The organism is Stenotrophomonas mexicanensis, from assembly GCF_032911605.1.
Classification (GTDB): Bacteria; Pseudomonadota; Gammaproteobacteria; order Xanthomonadales; family Xanthomonadaceae; genus Stenotrophomonas; species Stenotrophomonas maltophilia_A.
Genome location: NZ_JAWJTG010000007.1, coordinates 98201 through 120148 on the forward strand (window position 1 = coordinate 98201; position 21948 = coordinate 120148).

The 21948-nt window shown below is 63.8% G+C and carries 18 protein-coding genes; 6 read left to right on the forward strand and 12 right to left on the reverse strand.

All coding sequences use genetic code 11. The features are described from left to right. Nucleotides 1-76 precede the first annotated feature (76 nt). Nucleotides 77-808: a hypothetical protein gene (locus tag R1L06_RS05465; protein ID WP_317217127.1), complete on the reverse strand. Its 732-nt coding sequence runs from the start codon at nucleotides 806-808 to the stop codon at nucleotides 77-79. Between the two features lie 98 nt (nucleotides 809-906). Next, nucleotides 907-1746: a type 1 glutamine amidotransferase domain-containing protein gene (locus R1L06_RS05470; RefSeq protein ID WP_317217128.1), complete on the reverse strand. Its 840-nt coding sequence runs from the start codon at nucleotides 1744-1746 to the stop codon at nucleotides 907-909. A 96-nt stretch (nucleotides 1747-1842) separates the two neighbouring features. Here R1L06_RS05470 and R1L06_RS05475 point away from each other — a divergent pair, with 96 nt between their 5' ends. Both R1L06_RS05475 and R1L06_RS05480 read left to right on the forward strand, forming a co-directional pair. Next, complete coding sequence (locus tag R1L06_RS05475; RefSeq protein WP_317217129.1) at nucleotides 1843-2760, forward strand: LysR family transcriptional regulator; 918 nt, start codon at nucleotides 1843-1845, stop codon at nucleotides 2758-2760. Between the two features lie 550 nt (nucleotides 2761-3310). Beyond that, entirely contained in the window at nucleotides 3311-3667 is a 357-nt protein-coding gene (locus R1L06_RS05480) for a hypothetical protein (RefSeq protein WP_182267654.1), read from the forward strand. 484 nt (nucleotides 3668-4151) lie between these two features. On the opposite strand, the gene R1L06_RS05485 is transcribed toward R1L06_RS05480, so the two are convergent. From R1L06_RS05485 to moeB, 8 genes are all read right to left on the reverse strand, one after another. Then, a complete protein-coding gene (locus R1L06_RS05485; RefSeq protein ID WP_182267653.1) occupies nucleotides 4152-5204 on the reverse strand; it encodes an LPO_1073/Vpar_1526 family protein in 1053 nt (350 codons plus the stop codon). Further along, nucleotides 5191-5532 carry a hypothetical protein gene (locus R1L06_RS05490; protein ID WP_182267652.1) on the reverse strand — a complete coding sequence of 114 codons (342 nt, stop codon included), beginning with the start codon at nucleotides 5530-5532 and terminating at the stop codon, nucleotides 5191-5193. Before R1L06_RS05490 ends, R1L06_RS05485 begins: the two co-directional genes overlap by 14 nt. Before the next feature lie 114 nt (nucleotides 5533-5646). Further along, nucleotides 5647-7212 (reverse strand): glutamine-hydrolyzing GMP synthase, encoded by a 1566-nt coding sequence (guaA, locus tag R1L06_RS05495; RefSeq protein ID WP_014646866.1) that lies wholly within the window; start codon nucleotides 7210-7212, stop codon nucleotides 5647-5649. Continuing rightward, a complete protein-coding gene (locus R1L06_RS05500) occupies nucleotides 7209-7685 on the reverse strand; it encodes a hypothetical protein (protein WP_317217142.1) in 477 nt (158 codons plus the stop codon). The genes guaA and R1L06_RS05500 overlap by 4 nt, the downstream gene beginning before the upstream one ends. A gap of 107 nt (nucleotides 7686-7792) precedes the next feature. Next, complete coding sequence (guaB, locus tag R1L06_RS05505) at nucleotides 7793-9250, reverse strand: IMP dehydrogenase (protein WP_049483302.1); 1458 nt, start codon at nucleotides 9248-9250, stop codon at nucleotides 7793-7795. A 534-nt stretch (nucleotides 9251-9784) separates the two neighbouring features. After that, entirely contained in the window at nucleotides 9785-10663 is an 879-nt protein-coding gene (gene folD, locus R1L06_RS05510) for a bifunctional methylenetetrahydrofolate dehydrogenase/methenyltetrahydrofolate cyclohydrolase FolD (RefSeq protein WP_005409307.1), read from the reverse strand. A gap of 438 nt (nucleotides 10664-11101) precedes the next feature. Then, a complete protein-coding gene (locus R1L06_RS05515; protein WP_317217130.1) occupies nucleotides 11102-12934 on the reverse strand; it encodes a monovalent cation:proton antiporter-2 (CPA2) family protein in 1833 nt (610 codons plus the stop codon). A gap of 218 nt (nucleotides 12935-13152) precedes the next feature. Beyond that, entirely contained in the window at nucleotides 13153-14289 is a 1137-nt protein-coding gene (gene moeB / locus R1L06_RS05520; RefSeq protein ID WP_317217131.1) for a molybdopterin-synthase adenylyltransferase MoeB, read from the reverse strand. A gap of 89 nt (nucleotides 14290-14378) precedes the next feature. On the opposite strand from moeB, the gene R1L06_RS05525 reads away from it, so the two are divergent. The 4 genes from R1L06_RS05525 (at nucleotide 14379) to R1L06_RS05540 (ending at nucleotide 18138) form a co-directional block, all read left to right on the forward strand. Beyond that, nucleotides 14379-15194: an AraC family transcriptional regulator gene (locus R1L06_RS05525; protein ID WP_317217132.1), complete on the forward strand. Its 816-nt coding sequence runs from the start codon at nucleotides 14379-14381 to the stop codon at nucleotides 15192-15194. A 74-nt stretch (nucleotides 15195-15268) separates the two neighbouring features. Then, nucleotides 15269-15904: a LysE family translocator gene (locus tag R1L06_RS05530; protein ID WP_317217133.1), complete on the forward strand. Its 636-nt coding sequence runs from the start codon at nucleotides 15269-15271 to the stop codon at nucleotides 15902-15904. 94 nt (nucleotides 15905-15998) lie between these two features. Next, the gene (locus R1L06_RS05535) at nucleotides 15999-16781 is read left to right on the forward strand and encodes a lysine transporter LysE (RefSeq protein WP_317217134.1); all 783 of its coding nucleotides are present in this window, start codon (nucleotides 15999-16001) and stop codon (nucleotides 16779-16781) included. Nucleotides 16782-16920: 139 nt separating this feature from the next. Beyond that, nucleotides 16921-18138 (forward strand): amidase family protein, encoded by a 1218-nt coding sequence (locus R1L06_RS05540; protein ID WP_317217135.1) that lies wholly within the window; start codon nucleotides 16921-16923, stop codon nucleotides 18136-18138. A gap of 517 nt (nucleotides 18139-18655) precedes the next feature. Here R1L06_RS05540 and R1L06_RS05545 read toward each other — a convergent pair. Together R1L06_RS05545 and R1L06_RS05550 are read right to left on the reverse strand one after the other, a co-directional pair. Beyond that, the gene (locus tag R1L06_RS05545; RefSeq protein WP_317217136.1) at nucleotides 18656-21421 is read right to left on the reverse strand and encodes a zeta toxin family protein; all 2766 of its coding nucleotides are present in this window, start codon (nucleotides 21419-21421) and stop codon (nucleotides 18656-18658) included. Continuing rightward, nucleotides 21422-21775: a hypothetical protein gene (locus R1L06_RS05550; RefSeq protein ID WP_317217137.1), complete on the reverse strand. Its 354-nt coding sequence runs from the start codon at nucleotides 21773-21775 to the stop codon at nucleotides 21422-21424. Between the last annotated feature and the right edge of the window lie 173 nt (nucleotides 21776-21948).

Here is a 21948-nt window from a genome sequence, read left to right on the forward strand (position 1 = left end):
CAAGGGCTGGTGCCAGCATTGGCATGCATGCGATGAACGTGCCTGGTGACATCATAGGCTCACCTGGCGCGCCCCATTACTTCCAATGATCCGGCCCCAGGAACGGCAGGCTCAACACAAACACCGGAACCGCTACAGGGATCAACGCCGCCCCCAGCACCTTCCCAGCCGCCGTCCCAACACCCGGCTTGTCCTCCCGCTCCGGCAGGATCCGCTGCGCCCGTGCACTGATCGGCTGCGCCAGGCTCCCCTTCTCCGCCAACGCAGCAGCATCCGGCAACTTCACCCGCTCGCCGTCGTCCTCGAACAGCGCGCTGTAATAGCTGCCGCCCTTCTTTGAAAGATTGCAGGCACGGTCAAACGCCAGCGCGTAGCGGCTCCGATCCTGCGGCAGGTAGTAGCGCGCCCGCTCATCCACATACTTCGCCTCGCGCGGTAGCACTTCAATCCGCTCCAGCTTGAACTGCGCGGCCTGTTCCGGCGTCACCTGCTCCGGCCGCAGCAGCAGCGCATAGCTGCCGTGCACCTTGGCCTTGTTGGCCGGGTCGCGCCAGTCCTCATGGAAGTACATCTGCGCGCAGGCCACCGCCTCGCGCAGTGGGCTGTCCATCAGCGCGCGGTACTCGCGGAACGGCGCGGCATTGAAACGCATGGGCTCTTCAAAGCGCGGCAGCAGATACAACTGGCCGTCGTCGGCCACGAACGCACCCGTGATCTCGCGGCTTGAGGCGTGCTCCTCCGGGCCACTGGCACAGCCAGACAACAGGCCAAGGCACAGGGCGGAGAGAATGAAGAAGGACGTTCGCATGTCGTGTTCGAGGGCTTCCCTGGGAAAACGGCCCCGCCCGGAAGGACGAAGCCAGTCCGCCATGGTGCCACGGCACCGCATGCGATGCAGAGCCCGCCCTACTTCAACCGCTCCACCAACCGCCGCCCCACCTCCAACGCCGAAGCCGGGTTCTGCCCGGTAATCAGCTCGCGGTCCACCACCACATGCCCCGTCCACGGCGTGGCATTGCTGCTGAACGTCGCACCCGCCCGCTGCAACGCAGTCTGCGGGTAGAACTTCATCTCGCCGCCACCCAGCAGCGGCTTGGCCTGCTCTTCTTCCTGGTTGCTGATCACCGTCATCTGGTAGCCGCTGTAGATCCACTTCGGCGTGGCCGGCGTCGCCCCCGCTTCCAGCTTCGCCACAAAACCACCGGCATCCGGCAGCGTGGACAGCAGCGCGATCGGCCCGTGGCAGACCAGCGCGATGGTCTTGTTGCGCTGATGGAAGTCGGCCAGCAGCCGGCCCAGCGCCGGGCTCTTCAGCAGGTCCTGCATCGGCGCGTGGCCACCGGGGATGTAGACCGCATCGAAACCCGCGTAGCCCTGCTGCTCGATGCGCGCCAGGCTGACCACCGGCGAGGCCGTCGGCGAAGTCAGCGCCAGCTTCTCCAGCAGCTCCTTGTGCAACGTCAGCTGCGCGGTATCGTTGCCAAAGTACGCCGCCGTCACCGACGACGCATCCACCGTCGGCGCCCGCCCCTGCGGCGTAGCGAAGGTCACCTCATGGCCCGCGTCCAGCAGCAGCTTGACCGGCTGCATCAGCTCGTTGAGATAGAAGCCGGTGGACAGCAACTTGCCGTCCTTCAGGTCCAGGTGGTTTTCGTCGGACAACACCACCAGCACGTTGGCGGCCTGCGCGCCGCTGGCGGCCAGGGTCAGGGCCAGCGCAGCGGCCAGCCGGGTCATCAGGTTCATGGGGAACTCCTATCGGGGAATGGCCGACACTTTATTCATCGCTCCAGCGGCGATAAATTGGCCCCGTCGCAAAACATCTGTTCCCCGGAGAGCCAAATGAGCCGCAAGTTCGACTACCTGGGCGATGTGGAGGTGTTCCTGGCGGTGGTCGAGCACGGCTCGTTCACGGCCGGCGCGGTGGCGCTGTCCACCACGCCCTCGGTCCTGAGCCGCGCGGTCACTCGCCTGGAAGCGCGGCTGGGCCGGCAGCTGCTGCAGCGGACCACCCGCCGCGTAGGCCTGACCGACGCCGGGCGGCTCTATCTGGAACAGGTGCGCACCGCCTTCGGCCTGCTGGACGACGCCGAGCGCGACGTACTGGCCCAGGACGGAGCGCTGGCCGGCCGCGTGCGCCTGAGCGTGCCCACCACCTATGGCCACTACCGGCTGCCGCCCGTGCTGGCGCGCTTTGCGCAGCAATACCCGCAGGTGCAGGTGGAACTGAACATCACCAACCGCAACGTAGACCTGGTGGCCGAAGGCTTCGACCTGGCCATCCGCCTGGGCCAGCTGCCGGACAGCGGGCTGGTGGGGCGAAAGCTGGAAGACGCGCCGCTGCTGCTGGTGGCTTCGCCGGACTACCTGCAGCGCCGCGGCACGCCGCAGACGCTGGACGACCTGCAGCAGCACCTGTGCCTGCCGTTCGTGATGCCGCGCACCGGGCGGCTGGCGCCGTGGATCTTCCGCGACGACGGGCAAGACGTGGACTGGCTGCCGCGCTCGTCCATCGAGACCTCCGACGATGTGCTGGGCGTGGTGTCGCTGGCCGAACAGGGCATCGGCATCTGCCAAAGCTATGAGTTCATCGTGCGCGAACGGTTGCAGCGTGGGCAGTTGGTGGAAGTGCTGCCGCAGCTGCGCGGGCGGTCGAGGCCGTTCTCGGTGATCTATGCGCCGCATCGGCGGCAGTCGGCGGCGGCGCGGGCGATGATTGAGTTGCTGGTGGGGAATGCGGCTGAGGATGGTGTCGGTTGAAGCCGGGGGCTTGTTAACGGTGTCGGGTTTGAACCGCTTTTCGGGCTATGCGGCTGATCGCGCGCCGTTGCTTGGCGAGGCGGGCTAAGAACTGTTGCAAAGAAGGCTGTCGCGCTATTCGCTTGTGGCATGGGTGATTGCGCCACTTTGATTCGCTATCAGCAGAGCAGCTGCGCGAATGCGTCTGCTGGCGTCGCGTGCTGCACGAATGGTGCGTGCAACAATAGATCTTCGCTCTCGGATTCAACGATTCCTTCGCGAATTTCTATTGGCATTCGAAGCGACGGCGTAAACACCATGACGTGCCACCGACAACGGGTGGCTCCGGGTCTGCAAACCCGTTTGATGCACGCGCAAGTTGTTTACGCTTGCCCGTCGGCACCGTCCTTAACCGGTGCCGGCGGGCAATCCGTCGGCCTTTCTGGCGGGCGGTGCGTGGGAGTCTTCGGACTCACCGGCCAATAGCGCTGCATCAACCGGTTTGCAGCCACGCATCGTCCGCCACCTCTTCGCGGTGGCGCTGTTAAGCACAGCTACGGAAGCCGACGCCATGAATGAATCCGACACCTTCTCTTCGTACACCGTTGTTGAACCCATCAACGACGACACTCCCCTACCCGACCTGAACTCCCTGCTCGGCATCCTCAAGCGCATGCGCGGCTGCGAGGGTGCAGATGGGCATCCCTGGCCAGAAACCGATGTGTCACCCGGGCGTCGCGTGAGCCTGGCTAGAAGTGAGCGCGCGATGGTTGGCGCACTGACGGTGCTGGAGCTGCTACACGCGGCAGACCGCTGCCGGGTGGCAGCGGACCCGGAGCGGCATTTGGATGAGGGGGTTGTGGATGGGTTGTTTCTGGCTTGTCGGGGGTTGATTGAGTGGGCTTGTCGGGAGGTTCGGCCTGAGTGACTCATTATCCGTAAGACACTCTCGTTCGCTGGGAGTGTGGGCGCAAGCCACTATGTCGTGTGACAGGCAACGTCGAACCATTGGTGAAACTTGGCCAGGCTGAACTGCCCACTATCCCTCATGTGCAACTTGACCAAGAAAATAAGTTACAGCTTTGCAGAGGGGACGCAAGCTCTTCTGGCGGATCTCCACCTCGGCCTCACCGTAGGCTGTTGCGTGCCTGTAAGGCGCTCTTCATACAATACCAGCCGCCCTAGCCCCAGTTTTCGATTTCCGCCGGGATCAGGTAGAACTGGACACTATCAGCAGCTACTATTGTCGTCAGCCCGATGATCTCAAGGACAAGTGCAAATCTCCGTCCGAAGGCCCGGCGCTTGATCTCACCCTGTACCATCTTCGGCCGCCGGGTTCTGCTTTGGGGAAATTAAGGCCTAGGCAATAAGTGGGCGGATCAGTAAACACGCGTCTTCCGGTTCCATCAGCCTCAGGATATCCAGATGCTGAGCGCCCCAAATTCACCCACGAGCCTCTTCACGTTTGCGTGCCCGATTGCTTTTCCAACGCTAGTCAAAGAAAGAGACTTCATTCCAGAATCCGACCACTTCCTAGAAATATCTCCCATGGCCGGACGAAGCTTCAGAATTTTCCTAGCAACCTCCTCTTCCGACATCATATTCCTAGAATAAATGGCTTTAGCAAGATCAATATCGCCAGCATCGACCCCCCTCTTGGACAGCACTAACTCAACCTCAGAATCCCGAATTACACTCACCTGAAACCTTGAGCTATCATTCAAACATTCGGAAAAGATTCGTCCATCGACCGTGGAAAATCCCGCACTCAATATCTCCTCGGACGTAACCCCTTTAGAGAAAAGTGCAGGATAGGTATTAAGAAGAATTCCTTCAATCGAAATATCCACCAGCACGGAAGTAGATCCACAACCAGCAAAATCAAGATGCGCAAATGAAGACTCACTGACTGCGAGCGAATCACCAAATGGAATTATGTACCTATCCAGATAGTCTCCAAGCGACTCCTCAGACACCACACGATTGTTAACGGTGTACTTTAGAACAAATGTGATCGCCAGAACGCTCAGCTGTCCGTTCGTCAGTTTTGGTGCAGTAGCCAACGATTCATCCAGAACCAATTGAATCAGATCCCTCTGATCCTGCTTTGAACGATCTACCAAGAGATCGACAAGAAGATCACCCAGATCTTCATCCCCCGCCTTGGCATGTTCCCTTTGAACTGTATACAAGGCACTTTGAAAACCAGGATCGTTTGCTTTAGAAAAACCATTCGGATTTTCTTCACTCAACTTCCTAAGAAACTTCTCCGTAATGTACTCCGCTCGGCTTGCCGCCTCTTCCCGAGCCACAACGGATAGTCTGAAAAAATTTGCGTCAAACAAATCCTGCGCCACCTGTCGGACATCTTGGTATGAAAGCCCTTGCTGCAAGTGGATGTCTCCTCCCGCCTGAAGGGCAGTACCACCATTTTTCACAGCCTGGCTTTGTTCACATTGCGTCATCTTTGCCTCCCTGCACTCGCGAGCCAATTCCTCCATTCACCATCACGCTGCCGCCTGCTTGGATAGCCACAGCCCCATTTGAAACTACCTGCGATTGCCCCTTGCCCGACTCGGGAACGCAAGCCCCACTCTCCTCTTCTTTTTTTTCAGAGTCTTTTCTTCGTCTCCGCTTAATAACGAATAGCAATGCCCCACCCACACTCCCTAGAATGGTGGCAACAGCAGCCGAAGCCTCCAGAATTTCTTTAACTTCAGAATTCATTCCCTTCCCCCTGTTACCCAGAAATTCGCTCTCGACTGGTTTTCTAGATTTTCCAGCCAGCTTCATGCCTTCCAGAGGAAGACGGCCGTTCGCATCCTCGGACGCTGCGACTTTCACATTCCACCAGAGACAACTCCCGCAATCAACAAGGGCGCCTCTCGGCGCCCTCATTCTCTCAACTCATTCCCACTCAATAGTAGCCGGCGGCTTCCCCGAGATGTCATAAACCACCCGCGACACCCCCCGCAACTCATTGATGATCCGGTTGCTCACCGTCCCCAGGAACTCATACGGCAGATGCGCCCAATGCGCGGTCATGAAGTCAATCGTCTCCACCGCCCTTAGCGCAATCACCCACTCGTAAGCGCGCGCATCACCCACCACGCCCACCGACTTCACCGGCAGGAACACGGCAAATGCCTGGCTGGTCTTGTCATACAGATCCGCCTTGCGCAGCTCATCAATGAAGATGGCATCGGCCTTGGCCAGCAGTTCGGCGTATTCGCGCTTCACTTCACCCAGAATGCGCACGCCCAGGCCCGGGCCCGGGAACGGATGGCGGTAGACCATGGTGCGCGGCAGGCCGAGCTCGACGCCCAGGCGGCGCACTTCGTCCTTGAACAGCTCACGCAGCGGCTCCACCAGGCCCAGCTTCATGTGCTCCGGCAGGCCGCCCACGTTGTGGTGGCTCTTGATCACATGCGCCTTGCCGGTCTTGCTGCCGGCCGACTCGATCACGTCCGGGTAGATGGTGCCCTGCGCCAGCCACTTGGCGTTGCTCAGCTTGTTCGACTCTTCGTCGAAGATCTCAACGAACAGGTTGCCGATGATCTTGCGCTTGGCTTCCGGGTCACTCACGCCTTCCAGCGCGGCGAAGTATCGGTCGGCGGCGTTCACGCGCACCACCTTTACGCCCATGTGCTCGGCAAACATCGCCATCACCTGGTCGCCTTCCTGCCAGCGCAGCAGGCCGGTATCCACGAACACGCAGGTCAGCTTCTCGCCGATGGCCTTGTGCAGCAGCGCGGCCACCACGGACGAATCAACGCCACCGGACAGGCCGAGAATCACTTCGTCATCGCCCACCTGCTCGCGCACGCGAGCGATCTGGTCGTCGATGATGTTGGCGGCGGTCCACAGGGTCTGGCAGCCGCACACATCCACCACGAAGCGGCGCAGCAGCGCCTGGCCCTGCAGGGTGTGGGTCACTTCCGGGTGGAACTGCACGCCGTACCAGCGCTTTTCTTCGTTGGCCATGGCCGCCACCGGAATGCGGTCGGTGGTGGCGGTGATGGTGAAGCCCGGCGGCGCAACGGAGACGTGGTCGCCGTGGCTCATCCAGACATTCAGCTTCGGCTCGCCGCCGTGGTCGCTCAGGCCCTTGAACAGCGCATCCGGGTTGATCACGTTCACTTCGGCGTGGCCGAATTCGCGCTGATCCGCCGCTTCGGTGGCACCGCCCAGCTGCGCGGCCAGGGTCTGCATGCCGTAGCAGATGCCGAAGATCGGCAGGCCGCTGTCGAACACTTCCTGCGGCGCGGCCGGGGCGCCCGGCAGCGTGGTCGATTCCGGGCCACCGGACAGGATGATGCCCTTGGCACCGAACGCCGCGATCTCGGCCGGGTTGTGGTCCCAGGCCCAGATTTCGCAGTAGACGCCCAGCTCGCGGATGCGGCGGGCGATCAGCTGCGTGTACTGCGCGCCGAAATCGAGGATGAGGATCTTGTCGTTATGGATGTTGGTCATGGTGCCGTTCCAGTGGTGTTTTTCGCAGCGCCCGGCGCTTCAAGGCTCTGCGTCAGCGTGGCGATGAACGCCTCGCGTTGTTGAATATGTGAGGTGTCTTCCTCGTCCCAGCGCAGCATCAGCAGGCCGTGCGGTGCGTTCGGGTGGGAGCGGTCAGCGCGCGGCAGCTCGGCGATTTCCTGCACTTCGGTGCCGGGCACGATGCGCCGTTGCAGCGCCGCCATCGAGACGCCCGAATCCGCAGCACCCCAGGATGCCCAGCGCACACTCATCCGTGCGGGCTCCAGCGCGCCCAGTACCGGTGTCAGCACCGGATCATCCGGCCCGTGCAGCAGCTCGGTAATGCATTGCAGGGTGACCTGCAGCGGGCGCTCGCCAGTGCCTTTCAGTAGCCAGCGCTGATCGCCGGCGGCCTGCACCTGCCAGCCCTTCGGCAGCGAGAACGCGTTCTGGCACGCCTGCACGTCCTGCAATTGCGAAACCGCCGCGCCCGGAGACCCGGAGCGCGGCGGCGGTTCGGACAACGAACAGCCTGCCATCAGCAGGCTGCCCGTAATCGCAAGAGCAGTTCGCAAGCGCATCAGGCGCGGTAGTTCGGCGGCTCTTTGGTGATCGTCACGTCGTGGACGTGGCTCTCACGCTGGCCGGCGCCGCTGATCTTCACGAACTTGGGCTTGCTGCGCATGTCTTCGATGGTGGCGCAGCCCACGTAGCCCATGGTGGCGCGCAGGCCGCCCATCAGCTGGTGGATGATGCCGCCCACCGGGCCGCGGTACGGCACGCGGCCTTCGATGCCTTCCGGCACCAGCTTGTCGGCGGTGGCAGCGTCCTGGAAGTAGCGGTCCTTCGACCCCTTCTCCATGGCAGCCAGCGAACCCATGCCGCGGTAGCTCTTGTACGAACGGCCCTGGTACAGCTCGGTCTCGCCCGGCGATTCCTCGGTACCGGCCAGCAGGCCACCGACCATGATGGTCGAGGCACCGGCGGCCAGCGCCTTGCCGATGTCGCCCGAGTAGCGGATGCCACCGTCGGCGATCAGCGGGATGCGGTCCTGCAGCGCTTCGGCCACCAGGTCAATGGCGGTGACCTGCGGCACGCCGACACCGGCGACGACGCGGGTGGTGCAGATCGAGCCCGGGCCGATGCCCACCTTCACTGCGTCCGCGCCGCTGTCCAGCAGCGCCAGTGCGGCTTCGCCGGTGCAGATGTTGCCACCGATGACCTGCACCTGCGGGAAGTTCTTCTTGACCCAGCTGACGCGGTCCAGCACGCCCTGCGAGTGGCCATGCGCGGTATCGACCACGATCACGTCCACGCCGGCGGCGACCAGCGCTTCCACGCGGCGATCGGTATCGCCACCCACGCCGACGGCCGCGCCGACCAGCAGACGGGTCGACAGATCCTTGGCAGCGTTCGGGAAGTCGGTGTTCTTCTGGATGTCCTTGACGGTGATCAGGCCACGCAGTTCGAACGAATCATTGACCACCAGCACCTTTTCGATGCGATTGCGGTGCAGCAGCTGCAGCACTTCGTCAGAGGCCGCGCCTTCCTTGACCGTGATCAGGCGATCCTTCTTGGTCATGATGTGGCGGACCGGATCGTCCAGCTCGGTCTCGAAGCGCATATCGCGGTGGGTCACGATGCCGGCCAGCAGGCCGTCGCTGCCCACCACCGGCACGCCGGAGATGTTGTGCGCCTGGGTCAGGGCCAGCACGTCGCGGATGGTGGTTTCCGGGCCGACGGTGATCGGGTCGCGGATGACACCGGCCTCGAACTTCTTGACCTTGGCCACTTCCGCGGCCTGCTGTTCCAGGCTGAGATTCTTGTGGATGATGCCCATGCCGCCGAGCTGTGCCATGGCGATGGCCAGGCGGGCTTCGGTGACGGTATCCATGGCTGCGGACAGGATCGGAAGCTTGAGCTTCAGGTCGCGAGTCAACCGCGTTTCGAGGTTGACGTCCTTGGGCAGGATGGTCGAATGGGCGGGGACGAGCGAGACGTCGTCGTAAGTGAGTGCTTCAGCCTGGATGCGCAGCATCGGCATACCCGAGATGTGGGGAAGCGCGACATTTTACCCCTTTTTCGCGCCCTGTGGCAGGGGGTAGATGCGACGCAGTGTCGCGTGGGCAGCGATTGGTTCAGGGGGCTGGGTGGGTGCCAACCTTGGTTGATACCCACCGAACCGCCATGGACATGGAACCGCCTCGGAACCGCCCTTGGTAGGTGCCAACCTTGGTTGGCACGGCCCGTCCGGCACCTGAACCCCAGATGGGCCAATGGCCCTGACGGATGTGCCAACCAAGGTTGGCACCTACCAGGAGCGGGTCATAGGCCTGCCCCAGCATTGTGCCGACCAACGGTCGGCACCCACCTTAAGAGAATCACTCGGGCCAGTCCTGGAACTGCCTTTGGTAGGTGCCAACCTTGGTTGGCACGATCCGTCCGGCACCGGTACCCCAGATGGGCCGATGGCCCCGATGGGTGTGTGCCAACCAAGGTTGGCACCTACCAGGAGCGGGTCATCGGCCTGCCGGCATTGTGCCGACCAACGGTCGGCACCCACCCCAAAAGGTCAGCTCAGCGCTTCCGCGGCTTCCAGGGTGTTCTGCATCAGCGTGGCCACGGTCATCGGGCCCACGCCGCCCGGCACCGGGGTGATCCAGCTCGCCCGCTGGGCAGCCGCTTCAAACCCGACGTCGCCCACCAACCGGCCGTCATCCAGCCGGTTGATACCCACATCGATCACCACCGCGCCCGGCTTCACCCATTCGCCCGGCACGATGCCCGGGCGGCCCACCGCCACCACCAGGATGTCGGCGTTGCGTACGGCCTGTTCCAGCACGTCCTTGGGGGTGAACTTGTGGCAGCTGGTCACGGTGCAGCCGGCAATCAGCAGCTCCAGACCCATCGGGCGGCCGACGTGGTTGCTCACGCCCACGATGGTGGCGTTGCGGCCGCGCACCGGCTGGTCGGTGTGGCCCAGCAGCGTGGTGATGCCGCGCGGGGTGCACGGGCGCAGGCCGAACTCGCGCAGGGCCAGGTGGCCGACGTTTTCCGGGTGGAAGCCGTCCACGTCCTTGCGCGGGTCGATGCGCTGGATCAGCCGGCGCGCGTCGGGGATGCCCGGCAGCGGCAGCTGGATCAGGATGCCGTTGATCTTCGGGTCGGCGTTGAGCTGGTCGATCAGGTCGAGCAGCTCGGCTTCGGTGGTACCGGCCGGCAGGTCGTAGTCATGTGCTTCGATGCCGACCTTCTCGGCGGCACGGCGCTTGTTGCGCACGTACACGGTCGAAGCCGGGTCGCCACCGACCAGCACCACGGCCAGCCCCGGGCGGCTGCCGCCGGCGGCCACGCGGGCGTCGACGCGCACCTTCAGGCTGTCGAGCAGGTCCTCGGCGATACGGCGGCCATCAAGGATGCGGGCAGGAAGCTGGGAGGCGGAATCGGTCATCGGGAGCGGGCGTGGGGCGGCGGGGACGCTATTGTCCCCGATTCAGGCCCCCTCGCCCACCGCCGCGCGTCGACACCGCGCACCGGTAGTGCCGGCCGCTGGCCGGCAACCTCATGACGTCGGAACGTTTCCGCATCTGCCGGTAGTGCCGGCCGCTGGCCGGCAACCTCATGGCGTCGGAACGTTTCCGTATCTGCCGGTAGTGCCGGCCGCTGGCCGGCAACCTCATGGCGTCGGAATGATTCCATATCCGCCGGTAGTGCCGGCCGCTGGCCGGCAACCTCATGACGTCGGAACGTTTCCGTATCTGCCGGTCGTGCCGGCCGCTGGCCGGCAACCTCATGACGTCGGAACGTTTCCGTAATTGCCGGCCAGCGGCCGGCACTACCGACGGATGGTGCGCCAAGGTTGCCGGCCAGCGGCCGGCACGACCGGGCTTTATTCTTCCTCTTCCGGCACATCCTGCGGGTTCAGCGTCTTGCTCTCCCGCTTCGGCGCGGTGAACGGCGTCGGCGTCGGTACGCCCTGCGGGCTGTTGCCGTAGATCATCCGCGCGCCGGCATTCAAGCCACCGCCTGCAATCTCCAGCTCGAAGCGCTCGGCGTCGCGGCGGCGGATCTGCTCGGCAATCTCGATCGCGTCGTCCTCATCCGCCCCCAGCTCCACCAGCGCGGCCTGGCCGAACAACACCGCCGATTCAAAGGTCTCGCGGATCTGGAAATCGACACCGGCGTGGATCAGCCGCAGCGAATGCTCGCGGTCGAACGAGCGCACCATCAGCTTGGCCTGCGGGAACTCGTGGGCCACCAGCTCGACAATGCGGTCGGCGGCCTCAGCCTTGTCCACGCACACCGCAATCGCACGTGCGTTGGCCGCGCCCGAAGCATGCAGCACATCCAGACGCGTGCCATCGCCGTAGTAGATCTTGAAACCGAAGCGCGCGGCGCTCTGGATCATCTCCACATCGTTGTCGATGATGGTCACGTCCACGTCGCGCGCCAGCAGCGACTGGCTGGCAACCTGGCCGAAGCGGCCGAAGCCGATCAGCAGCACGCTGCCGGACAGGCCGTCGGCCTCGTCCACGCCGTCCATGTTCACCGTCGGCTTCGGTGCGATGCGCTTGTAGACCAGTACCACCAGCGGGGTCAGCGCCATCGACAGCACCACCACGGCGGTGAAGTTGGCATTGATCTCCAGGTCGATCACGCCGGCCGATGCGGCGGCGGAGAACAACACGAAGGCGAACTCGCCGCCCTGCGCCATCAGCACACCACGATCCAGCGCCTGCGCGTGATCGCTGCCCATCACGCGCGCCACCACGTAGATGCACAGCGCCTTGGCCGCCATCAACGCCAGCACCAGGCCGAGGATCAGCTGCCAGTTGCCAGCCACCACGCCCAGGTCCAGCGCCATGCCCACGCTGAGGAAGAACAGGCCGAGCAGGATGCCGCGGAACGGTTCGATATCCGCCTCGATCTGGTGACGGAAGGTCGACTCGCTCAGCAGCACGCCGGCCAGGAACGCGCCCATCGCCATCGACAGGCCGGACAGCTGCATCAGCAGCGCCGCACCCAGCACCACCAGCAGCGCAGCGGCGGTCATCACTTCGCGCGCCTTCGATTCGGCCAGCACGCGGAACAGCGGGTTGAGCAGGAAGCGGCCGACCAGCACCAGGCCGAAGATGGCGCCGACGCCGATCGCCACCGACAACCAGCGCGAACCTTCGCCATCGGCACTGCCCGCGCTCGGGCCCATCCAGGCCACCAGCGCCAGCAACGGCACGATCAGCAGGTCTTCGAACAGCAGGATGGAGACGATCTTCTGCCCCGACGGCAGCGCGATGTCGCCGCGCTCGGCCAGCAGCTGCATCACCACCGCGGTGGAGGTAAGAACGAAGCCGGTGGCGCCGATGAAGGCGACCTGCCACGGCAGGCCGAACAGCTTGGCGATGCTGGTCAGCACCACCGCACAGGTGACGATCTGCAGCGTGCCCAGCCCGAAGATTTCCTTGCGCAGGCTCCACAGGTGCGAGGGCCGCATCTCCAGGCCGATCACGAACAGGAACATCACCACGCCGAGCTCGGCGGTATGCAGGATCGCCTGCGGGTCGGAGAACCAGCCCAGCCCGAACGGTCCGATCGCCAGGCCGGCGGCGAAGTAACCCAGCACCGAGCCCAGGCCGGCCCGGCGGAACAAAGGCACCATCACCACCGCCGCGCCCAACAGGGCCACGACCTTGACCAGCTCACTGGTCGCTGCTTCTACCGCCATGCGGTGTTTTCCCCAAGATCCAGAATCGGGTTCAACAATAGAGCAATGCCGATGACGGCAATAGCACGCATGTTGCGCCGGATTGTCTTGGAGGTGGAACGATGCAGGGAGCGACCCCCAGCATCATCCCGAAACCCGATACATCCATCCACGCATGGCGTGGATCTACCGAAGCATTAGTAGATCCACGCCATGCGTGGATGAATCCCCGGCCGGGTTCACCCGCCCCGGCAAAACGCGGCGTAATCGATATACCCCGGGAACGGCACGCCCGGCGCGCACACCGGGCACTGCGGGTCCGGCCGGATGCCGGTTTCGCGGAAGCGCATGCCCAGCGCATCGAAGCGCAGCAGGCGGCCGACCAGCGGCTCACCGATGCCCAGCAGCAGCTTCAGCACCTCGGTGGCCTGCAGCACACCGGCCAGGCCAGGCAGCACCCCCAGCACGCCGGCCTCTGAACAGTTCGGCGCGAACTCCGGCGGCGGCGGCTCCGGAAACAGACAGCGGTAGCACGGCGCCACGCCACGCTGGCGGCCGGCGTCAAACACGCTTACCTGGCCGTCAAAGCGCTCGATGGCGGCATACACCAGTGGCTTGGCGTGCTTGATGCAGGCGTCATTGAGCAGGTAGCGCAACGGGAAGTTGTCCGACCCATCCAGCACCACGTCCACGCCCTCCAGCAGCCGATCCACGTTCTCGGACGTGACCCGCTCGGGCACTGCCTCGACCTCGATCGACGGGTTGAGCGCCAGCAGCCGCTCGCGCGCGGAATCGACCTTGAGCTGGCCGACGCTGGCCTCGGTATGCACGATCTGACGGTGCAGGTTGCTGCGCTCCACGCGGTCGTGGTCGGCAAAACGCAGGTGCCCTACCCCGGCCGCGGCCAGATAGAAGCCGGCCGGCGCGCCCAGGCCACCGGCACCCAGCACCAGCACCCGCGACTGCTGCAGCCGGCGCTGGCCGGCCTCGCCCACCTGCGGCAGCAGCAGGTGCCGCGAGTAGCGGTCGTAGAAGTCGCGGTCGGCGGCGCTGGCCAGCGGCTGTACCAGCGGCAGCGACTGCTCGCGCCAGGCCACGGTGCCGCCCGTCACGGAAGCGACGCGGGTGTAGCCGGCCTCCAGCAGGGACTGCGCGGCATCGGCCGAGCGCTTGCCGCTCTGGCAGATCAGCAGGATCTCCTGGTCGTGCCGCGGCAGATGCGCGGCCGGGTCGGCCTGCAGTTCGCCCTTGGACACGCCGCGCGCGCCCTCGGCCATCCCGCCGGCCCGTTCGTGCGCTTCGCGCACATCAATCAGCACCGCGCCGTGGGCCAGGCGCTCGCGTGCCCGCGCGGGGGAAAGCTCTTGGATGCTCATGGCCGCATTATCGCGCAGACACCCTCGACGCGCCTTGCCCCGAACATGGCACCATGCAGGCGTTGCCCCCTGCATCCCGGAACCGCTGCATGCGCTCTGCCACCGAATTCTGGCGTGACCCGCGCATGCCCTTCGTCGAAAGCCGACGGGCGTGCGACAGCCGCGCCTGCCATCGCCCGCACAGCCATGACACTTTCTCGATCGGCGCCGTGGACGCCGGCAGCAGCGTGTTCACCGGCGCGGCGGAAGGACCGCGCCTGCTGCAACCCGGCAATCTGGTCGGCGTACCCGCAGGCCGCGTGCATGCCTGCAACCCCCTGCCCGGCCAGGTCTGGAGCTACCAGATGTTGCACCTGGATGCGCGCTGGATGGCCGAAGTCCGCGCCGAGTATGACGGCCTGCCCGGACCCGACTGGCAGCAGGAACCCATCCGGATTTCCAGCCATCGCCTGCGCTACCAGCAGTACTGCCAGCTCAACGAGACGCTGTTCTCCGACGATCCGGTCAGCGTCAAGGAAGCGGCGCTGATCGCGTTCGTCGGCGATCTGGATGAACACGATGGTGCAGCCGTCGCCGGCCCGCCTGAAGATGCCGCACTACAGCAGCGGCTGCAGCCGGTGATGGACATTCTGCGCCAGCGGCTCGAACACACCCCGGCCCTGCAGGAGCTGGCATCGCTGGCAGGCATGAGCCGCTACCAGCTGATCCGCGCCTTCCGACGTGCCACGGGCCTGACGCCACACGCCTGGCAGATCGACCAGCGCATCCAGGAGGCCCGCCGACGGTTGTGCGAAGGCCAGGCACTGGCCGTGGTCGCGCATGCACTGGGCTTTGCCGACCAGAGTCATTTCCAGCGGGTCTTCAAGGCCCACGCCGGTGCGACCCCAGGCCAGTACCGACGTTGAGCCTGCAATAACGTTCAATACCACCGCGCGGCACATCCCCACACTGGCGCCCCCGCCAGCCGCCGCCGGACCCGATGGAACAGTTCCTGGTCATCGCCACCGTACATTTTCTCGCCCTGCTTTCACCCGGCCCCGACTTCTTCCTTGTTGCGCGCACTGCGATCACCTCTGGCTGGCGCACCGCCAGTGGCGCCTGCGCAGGCATCGCCCTCGGAAATGGCGTCTTCATCGTGGCCGCCTTCACTGGAATGGCCATGCTGCGCGCAGATAGCGCAGGGTTCATTGCGGTGCAGTTGGCGGGCTGCGGGTTCCTGCTGTACCTCGGCACGCTGTTCCTGCGCCATGCGGGTTCGACGACGCTGCAGGCATCTGACGCTGCCGCCGGATCGCGAGCGGACGGTGCCCACGGATGGTGGAAGGCGGCAGGGCTGGGCGCCCTGTCTGCGCTGCTGAACCCGAAGAATGCGCTGTTCTACGCAACGTTGGCGGCAATGCTCAACGGCCCGCAGGCCAACGCCGCAACGAAATTCTTCTATGGCGCGTGGATGTTCGGCATCGTCCTGCTTTGGGATCTGCTGGTCGCCGCGCTGGTCGGCCACCCGTGGGTGCTGCGTCGGTTCGCACGCGCCCTGCCCTGGCTTGAGCGGGCTGCAGGGCTTCTGATGATCGCACTGGCGCTATGGATCGTCGTGTCGCTGTGGGCCGGCTGATGCCGGCGATTCGCACCTGTCGCAATGGCGTTCAATACCGCGCGTTCACACCCGCCCACACTCTGCACTTTCTGTAAGTCAGTGGCAGGTTTACGTGCAGCAGTTCTTCATCGTCGCGGTGCTGTACGGCTTCGCCATGCTCCTGCCTGCTTCGCATCACGCGAAGATCCTGCGCACCGCGATGGGCGCGGGCGGGCAAGCCGCCATGGCCGCGTCGTTCGGTATCGCCATCGGTACGGGCATCATCTGTGCGACGGCTTTCGTTGCAGCGGGCATGCTGGGAAACCGCGGCCTGTGGACGCTGGCGATGCAGTGCGCGGGCTGCCTCCTGCTGCTGCGCCTGGCGGGCATGTGCCTGCGCGACGCCGGCTTGACCCCGTTCTCTCCGCTTTCCCTGCAGATGCCCTTGGGCCTGCGTCCTCGCTCCCGTTGGCCGCACGCCGAAGCAGGATGCCTGCTGGCGTTCGCCAGCAGCAGCAACTGGATGCTGCAGTTCGCGATTGCAGCCCTGGTTACCGGCCTCGTAGCCGACACTGGCACCCAGGCCGCTTACGTGGCCTGCCTGAGTGGCGTCGCGCTGTCGCTCGGCCTGCTGATGGCGTGGCTCGGCAGCCATCCGCGCTGGGCGCAGGGGTGTTGCCGATTGCTTCCATGGCTGGAGCATGCCGCGGGCCTGCTGATCGGGGCGGTGTCGGTGGCGTACCTGGCAGGTGCACTGGGTACGACCCTGGTCTGGGCAAGCATCACGGGGCAGGTGCAGATGCCGGAATCGATCCCCGCCACAAGCCAGGTGCAACCGGCTTCAACATCGCGGCGCGGCCGAGGCATGCCATGCGCGTTGCCTCATTGCCGCGCTCGTCGCAGCAGTCCGCCATGATCGAGACATCGAGAACCAAACCCATGCCTGGCTGGCGCGCCCAGCGCGCCCGCAACAGCAGCGTTCGGGTTTCATACTATTAGGCCGATGTTCGCACGGACAATCGTCACAACGCTTCGGAACCGACCACGAGATGAGCATGCACAGTAGTTACCCTGATGATCCGTCCGGCTCGATCGTCGAAAGGATCGACATAGCACCGCTTGGAGCAGGGCCTTTGGAGGGAACAACCTTCACGGTGAAGGACAATATCGATCTGGCGGGTCATAAGACCTCCTATGGCAGCCCCGCTTGGCAGGCCAGGCATCCTGCGCCGAAGCTCAATGCGCTTTGCGTCGATCAGGTATTGGCTGCGGGCGCGCGCTGCGTGGGCAAGGTCGTCGCGGACGAATTCACGTATAGCCTCGACGGCGAAAGCCAATTCTTCGGCACGCCGGTGAATGCCAGGGCTCCAGATCGCATTCCCGGCGGCTCTTCAAGTGGATCGGCAGCGTCGGTCGCCAATGGCGTGGCCGATTTCTCCATCGGCACCGATTCGGGCGGCTCAATCCGTGTTCCTGCGAGCCTGTGCGGTATCTGGGGCATGCGCCCATCCCTGCACCGGATTTCCGAAGCCGGCGTGCTGCCCTTCATGCCGAGCGTCAGCACGGTGGGCGTCGTTGCCGCATCATTGAACCTGCTTGATGCAGCGACACGGGTTTTGCTGCGCAGCAGCTCAAGCCAGCCGGCGCCGCTGCGACGTATCCTGGTCCTCGCCGATGCGCTGGACATTGCTGACGAAGCAGTGAGAAACCAGGCGGAGGCCGCCTTGCAGGCGATCGCCACCCGCACAGGCATCGAGCCGGAGACAGTCCGCTTCTCGCAGATCGTCGGCGCGGACGTTCCGCTAGTCGATTGCAATGTGAAGGCGCTTCGGAATCTGCAGACGGCCGAATTCCAGAGCACGGTTGGCAGCTGGATCGAAACACACAAGCCCGAGCTTGGCTTTGCCTTCTCCATGGCGTATGGAAATGTGCAATCGTTCGACCGGCTTACCGCACTCGACAGCATCACCCGCTGCGAATGGTTCTTCGAGAGGATCAATGCTTTCCTCATGCCCGGAACCGTCATCTGCTTCCCCACGACGCCTGTCATTGCCCCTCTCAAGGGATCGCTGACGACGCTGGAAGCCGTGCTGGACTTCTACGATAGGACAATGGCGATCACCGCCTTTTCCGGTGTCGCGCGGCTGCCCGAGATTTCCATGCCGTTGCTGACTGTCGACAATTGCCCGGTTGGACTCTCTGTTGCCGCTGGTCATTATCAGGATGAATTCGTGCTGGCCTCAGCCAGGCAGATGACAGAAGGAATTGCATAAGTCGAATCCAGTCCTGGCCCTAAAGAAGCGTCCATGCCCAAATCCCGTCGCTGAAAGGTCCCCTCGTCGAGTTCCACATCGAGGTAGGTCCCCCAGCGACCGCCCAGCGCACATCAATCAGCACAGCGCCTTAGGCCAGGCGCTCACGCGCCTGCGCGGGGGAATCTCTTCGATGCTCATGGCCGCATTGTCGGGCACGGGGCGCCGTACCGCGTCGACCGGTATCTGCGAACACGGGGGGTTGCCGGCCAGCGGCCGGCACTACCACAACGAAAAAGGCGGCCCTACGGCCGCCTTTCTCTGCATCACTCGCCATGATGGCGCATTTGCCCAAGAAATCGGGCTTACCTAGTCACGCCAGCACGTCGGGTGGGTAATAGACAGGGCGGATTCAATCAGTTCGGCTTCCGGTGACGCTTCAGGACGCCATCGGCATGTTCGGCACGTCAACGGCGCGGGGCGCGCTCTGGAGGAACATGCCTCGCGTCGTCGGCTCGTCAGTACAAACCAGCAATGACTACCGCCCCATGCTGGCCGCTCTAGCTTGGTTTTCCTGCTGATGCTGTTCCTGAAGCTGTGTGGCATGGGATTGCTGCTCCACCTCGCGGCTGACCGCCTCGTACTTTTGCGCTGACGCCGCAACCGGAGTTTGCACTGCCTGCTCGGTGGGCATGAACGCACGCAGGTGCGCAGGATCGTCCAGCCTCCCCTGGACCAGGAAAACGTTGTGTGCGACAGGCTGTTCTGAAGTTGCATTGCTCAGCAACACATGGTCCACCTGCTTCAACCCATTGCCCTTTGCCAATACCATCAGGCTGGCTGTCATCCGCTCGCTGGTCTCGTCAAATTCGCGCCCGTAACGCGCGTCCAGCGCGGCCACGCCATCGCGGATCTGCCGATACAGCGGGTCGGCCTGCATGGCAGTCATTGCCTGGGACGGTGTTGGTTCCTGCCGAGGCGGCATCGGCGCCCCCGCATGGGACTGCTCCATTGGCTGTTCAGTGGTGGCCCCCGCGGCCTGTTGCGGGTTATCGATGCCGGTAGAGGAAGCCCGGCCTTGTGTCCGATGGATGTCCTCCGTCGTGGTCACGGCCGCAATGGTATAAGTCTTGCCGTCAGCGGCCAGGCGGAGATTGGCAATAGGGCTGTCCACGTCGTAACCGCCGTTGGCGTTCCGCTGCAACTGCAGGGCAGTGGTGTCGGGCCCCAGACCCTGCGCGGTCTGTGTGGCCTGGACTGCAACCGCGCTCGCTGCCAGTTGTTCTGCACTCAGGACCACCCCAGCGTTCGCGTAGGCGCCCTGCAGCGTGTCGCGCATGCGCTCATCAGCCGTCATCGGCGACGGCTTCTGTATAGCGTGGGGCGGCGGTAACGTCGCCTCTACCACATCGCGGGTGGCGTCCAACTCGGCGCGCAGATTGCCGCTGGCAGTGGAATCGTAGATCACCCCCTCGCTGACCCAACGGCCGTCCGCCTGGCGCTGGTAGCGGTTGTCGTCGGAGGCGGCCAACGCGTCCAAATCGGTGCGTGCCTGCTGCACAGCCTCGGGTATTGAGCCATAGGACGCCCAGCCATTCTGGGCATAGGCTGCTTCGTAGCGCGCCGCAATCACCGGGCGGCTGTTGGCAGCATTGTGCAGCACGACCTGGGCAGCGGCCTGATCGAGTTCGGCCGCTCGTTCTGGACTGGCCACGTCGATCCGCGTCTCGCGCTGGCCCAGCTCGTACACGGCAGTGATCACTTCGCGTTGCCACTGCTGGCCGTCGGCCGTACGTGTCCACTGCGCCGGATACCAGCTTTGCGGGTCGCTGACATTGGCGGGTTGCGTGAACGGGTCTTGCTGGCTGGGCGGGCTGCCAAGCACCAGTTTCACCGACTCGCTGGTTGCCTGGTAATTCAGCTGGTTGGCAAGGGCTGGAGGCGCGCGCAAAAGGCCACGCGTCGGGTTGTCGATGCCATCGTTGCTGTTGTCAATCGGTGCGGGGCGCTGCCAGCCTTGATCGGGATGATCCGGATCATAGGTCCAAGTGTTTCCCTGACTGTCGGCTTGATTGTAGATGCGACGGTTGTCCGTCCACTCGGCAATCTTGTCGCCCGCGAACGCGCCCGCTATCCCGCCGATGGCGCCTGTGACCAGCAAACCGGGGCCTGATTCGACGCCCGCGACCGCACCGACTGCCATGCCCAGACCTGCGCCGGTAAAGCCGCCTACACTGCGTGCGCCGAAGTGGATCAACCCTGACTCTGCGGCTGTGTCATTGCCTTCGCCACGCAGTCGGCTACTTGCTCGCAGAGCCTCACCGGCGTCATAGGCATCCAATGCCAGGCCTGCGATGCCCAGTGCCCCACCCGCGCGGATGCGGGTGGGGCGAATGCGCACCGCATGATCAATATCGACCATTTGTCGCGCCTGCCGCTCAAGCCCCTCGACCACTTGAGCTTCGCTGCGCTCTGTCAGTAGGTTCTCTCGCGTGGGCCGAGCGACCTTGTCGTTGTGGGACAGCGTCTGTGGCAAATCACGGTGCCAGGCCTGCTGCTCCTGCCAGCCATCCCGCAGCTGGCGGGTGAGGGCGGGATCTTTTAGCCGGGCTTCGCGCGCCTCTTGCAATGCAGCCCCAGGCAACTTCGGGCTGGTGTGGCTGTCGTACAACTCCTTGCCTTCACGATTGAAGATGCGAATTTGCACATCGGTGCGTTCGTGCACCATGTCCAGACTATTGGGCAGCTTCTCGTAGATCGCATCGCGAGCACCAGCGGGAACGTAGCGACCATTGCCTTTGCTGTCCAGGTCGCGAGAGTAGCGCACGTCAACCCCGAGCTCGCTCTCCAGCTTTGGAGATGCAATGGCGCGCACCTCCACCGTGTAGCCCTTCGATTGCAGGTCCTTGATCAGTTCGGACGACCACTCACCGTTGCTCAACGTGGTGTCGAAGATCAGGTTCTTCTTCCCTGCAACGGTGGCATCTAGCAGTTTGTCAGACCACGCGCTGGCGTCAGGATGGGTGTACGAAGACCATGTGTAGGGATAGCTCTCCTGGAATTTCCCTATATCTGGGTGGTATTTGCGCAGCTCATCGGGGTCGATCTTGATGACATCATGCTGAAGCTCAGTCTCGGCCCCACGGGCCAAGCTACCTTTACCTGCTCCGGGTTGCCCCGCGAGGATGATTGCTCTGGGCTGAGGTTGCGAAGTAACCCTGGTGAATCCGCTGTCAGGAAAGACTGCCTCCTCGAACACACGAGAATGTGTTGCGGCGTCGAGACCACCATTTGACGTGCTCACTCAAACGCCCTCGATCAATTTAAAGTAATCCCATAGATCATTCATCAATCCAAGCCGCATTCCTCCATTGCTGGAGCTAGCTTGAAACATGAGGCGTTCTTTTGCCTTGGCTTGTGCAATCGCCGCCGGATCGCCGCCCGCCTCGGCCGCTTTGGTTTCTTCGCGGGCATCCACGGCGAAGGTACTGAGCGCAGCCTCCAATGCCCAAATAGCCTGTTCAGATAAGGGGATGCCTTTGGACGGCTTTTCAACTACGCGATTTAAGTCAGCCTGCAGGGTTTGAATATGCTCAGGATAGTCCTTGAGCATCTCGCGCAGCCTTTGCGGAACGGGAGGCGGAGAATCGACTGGCATGACAGGTCCTTTAATGTATGTGTGGGTTTCCGTTCAGTGCAACGGGCTACTCGATGGGCTGAGTATAGGCAACAGTGGTCAACTGTTGCCGGGCAACTGGTCACGTAAGATGGTCAAGGGGTTCTACCCCGATATCACGGACGGTTCTAAAAGAGCTGCAACCTTCTGATCCT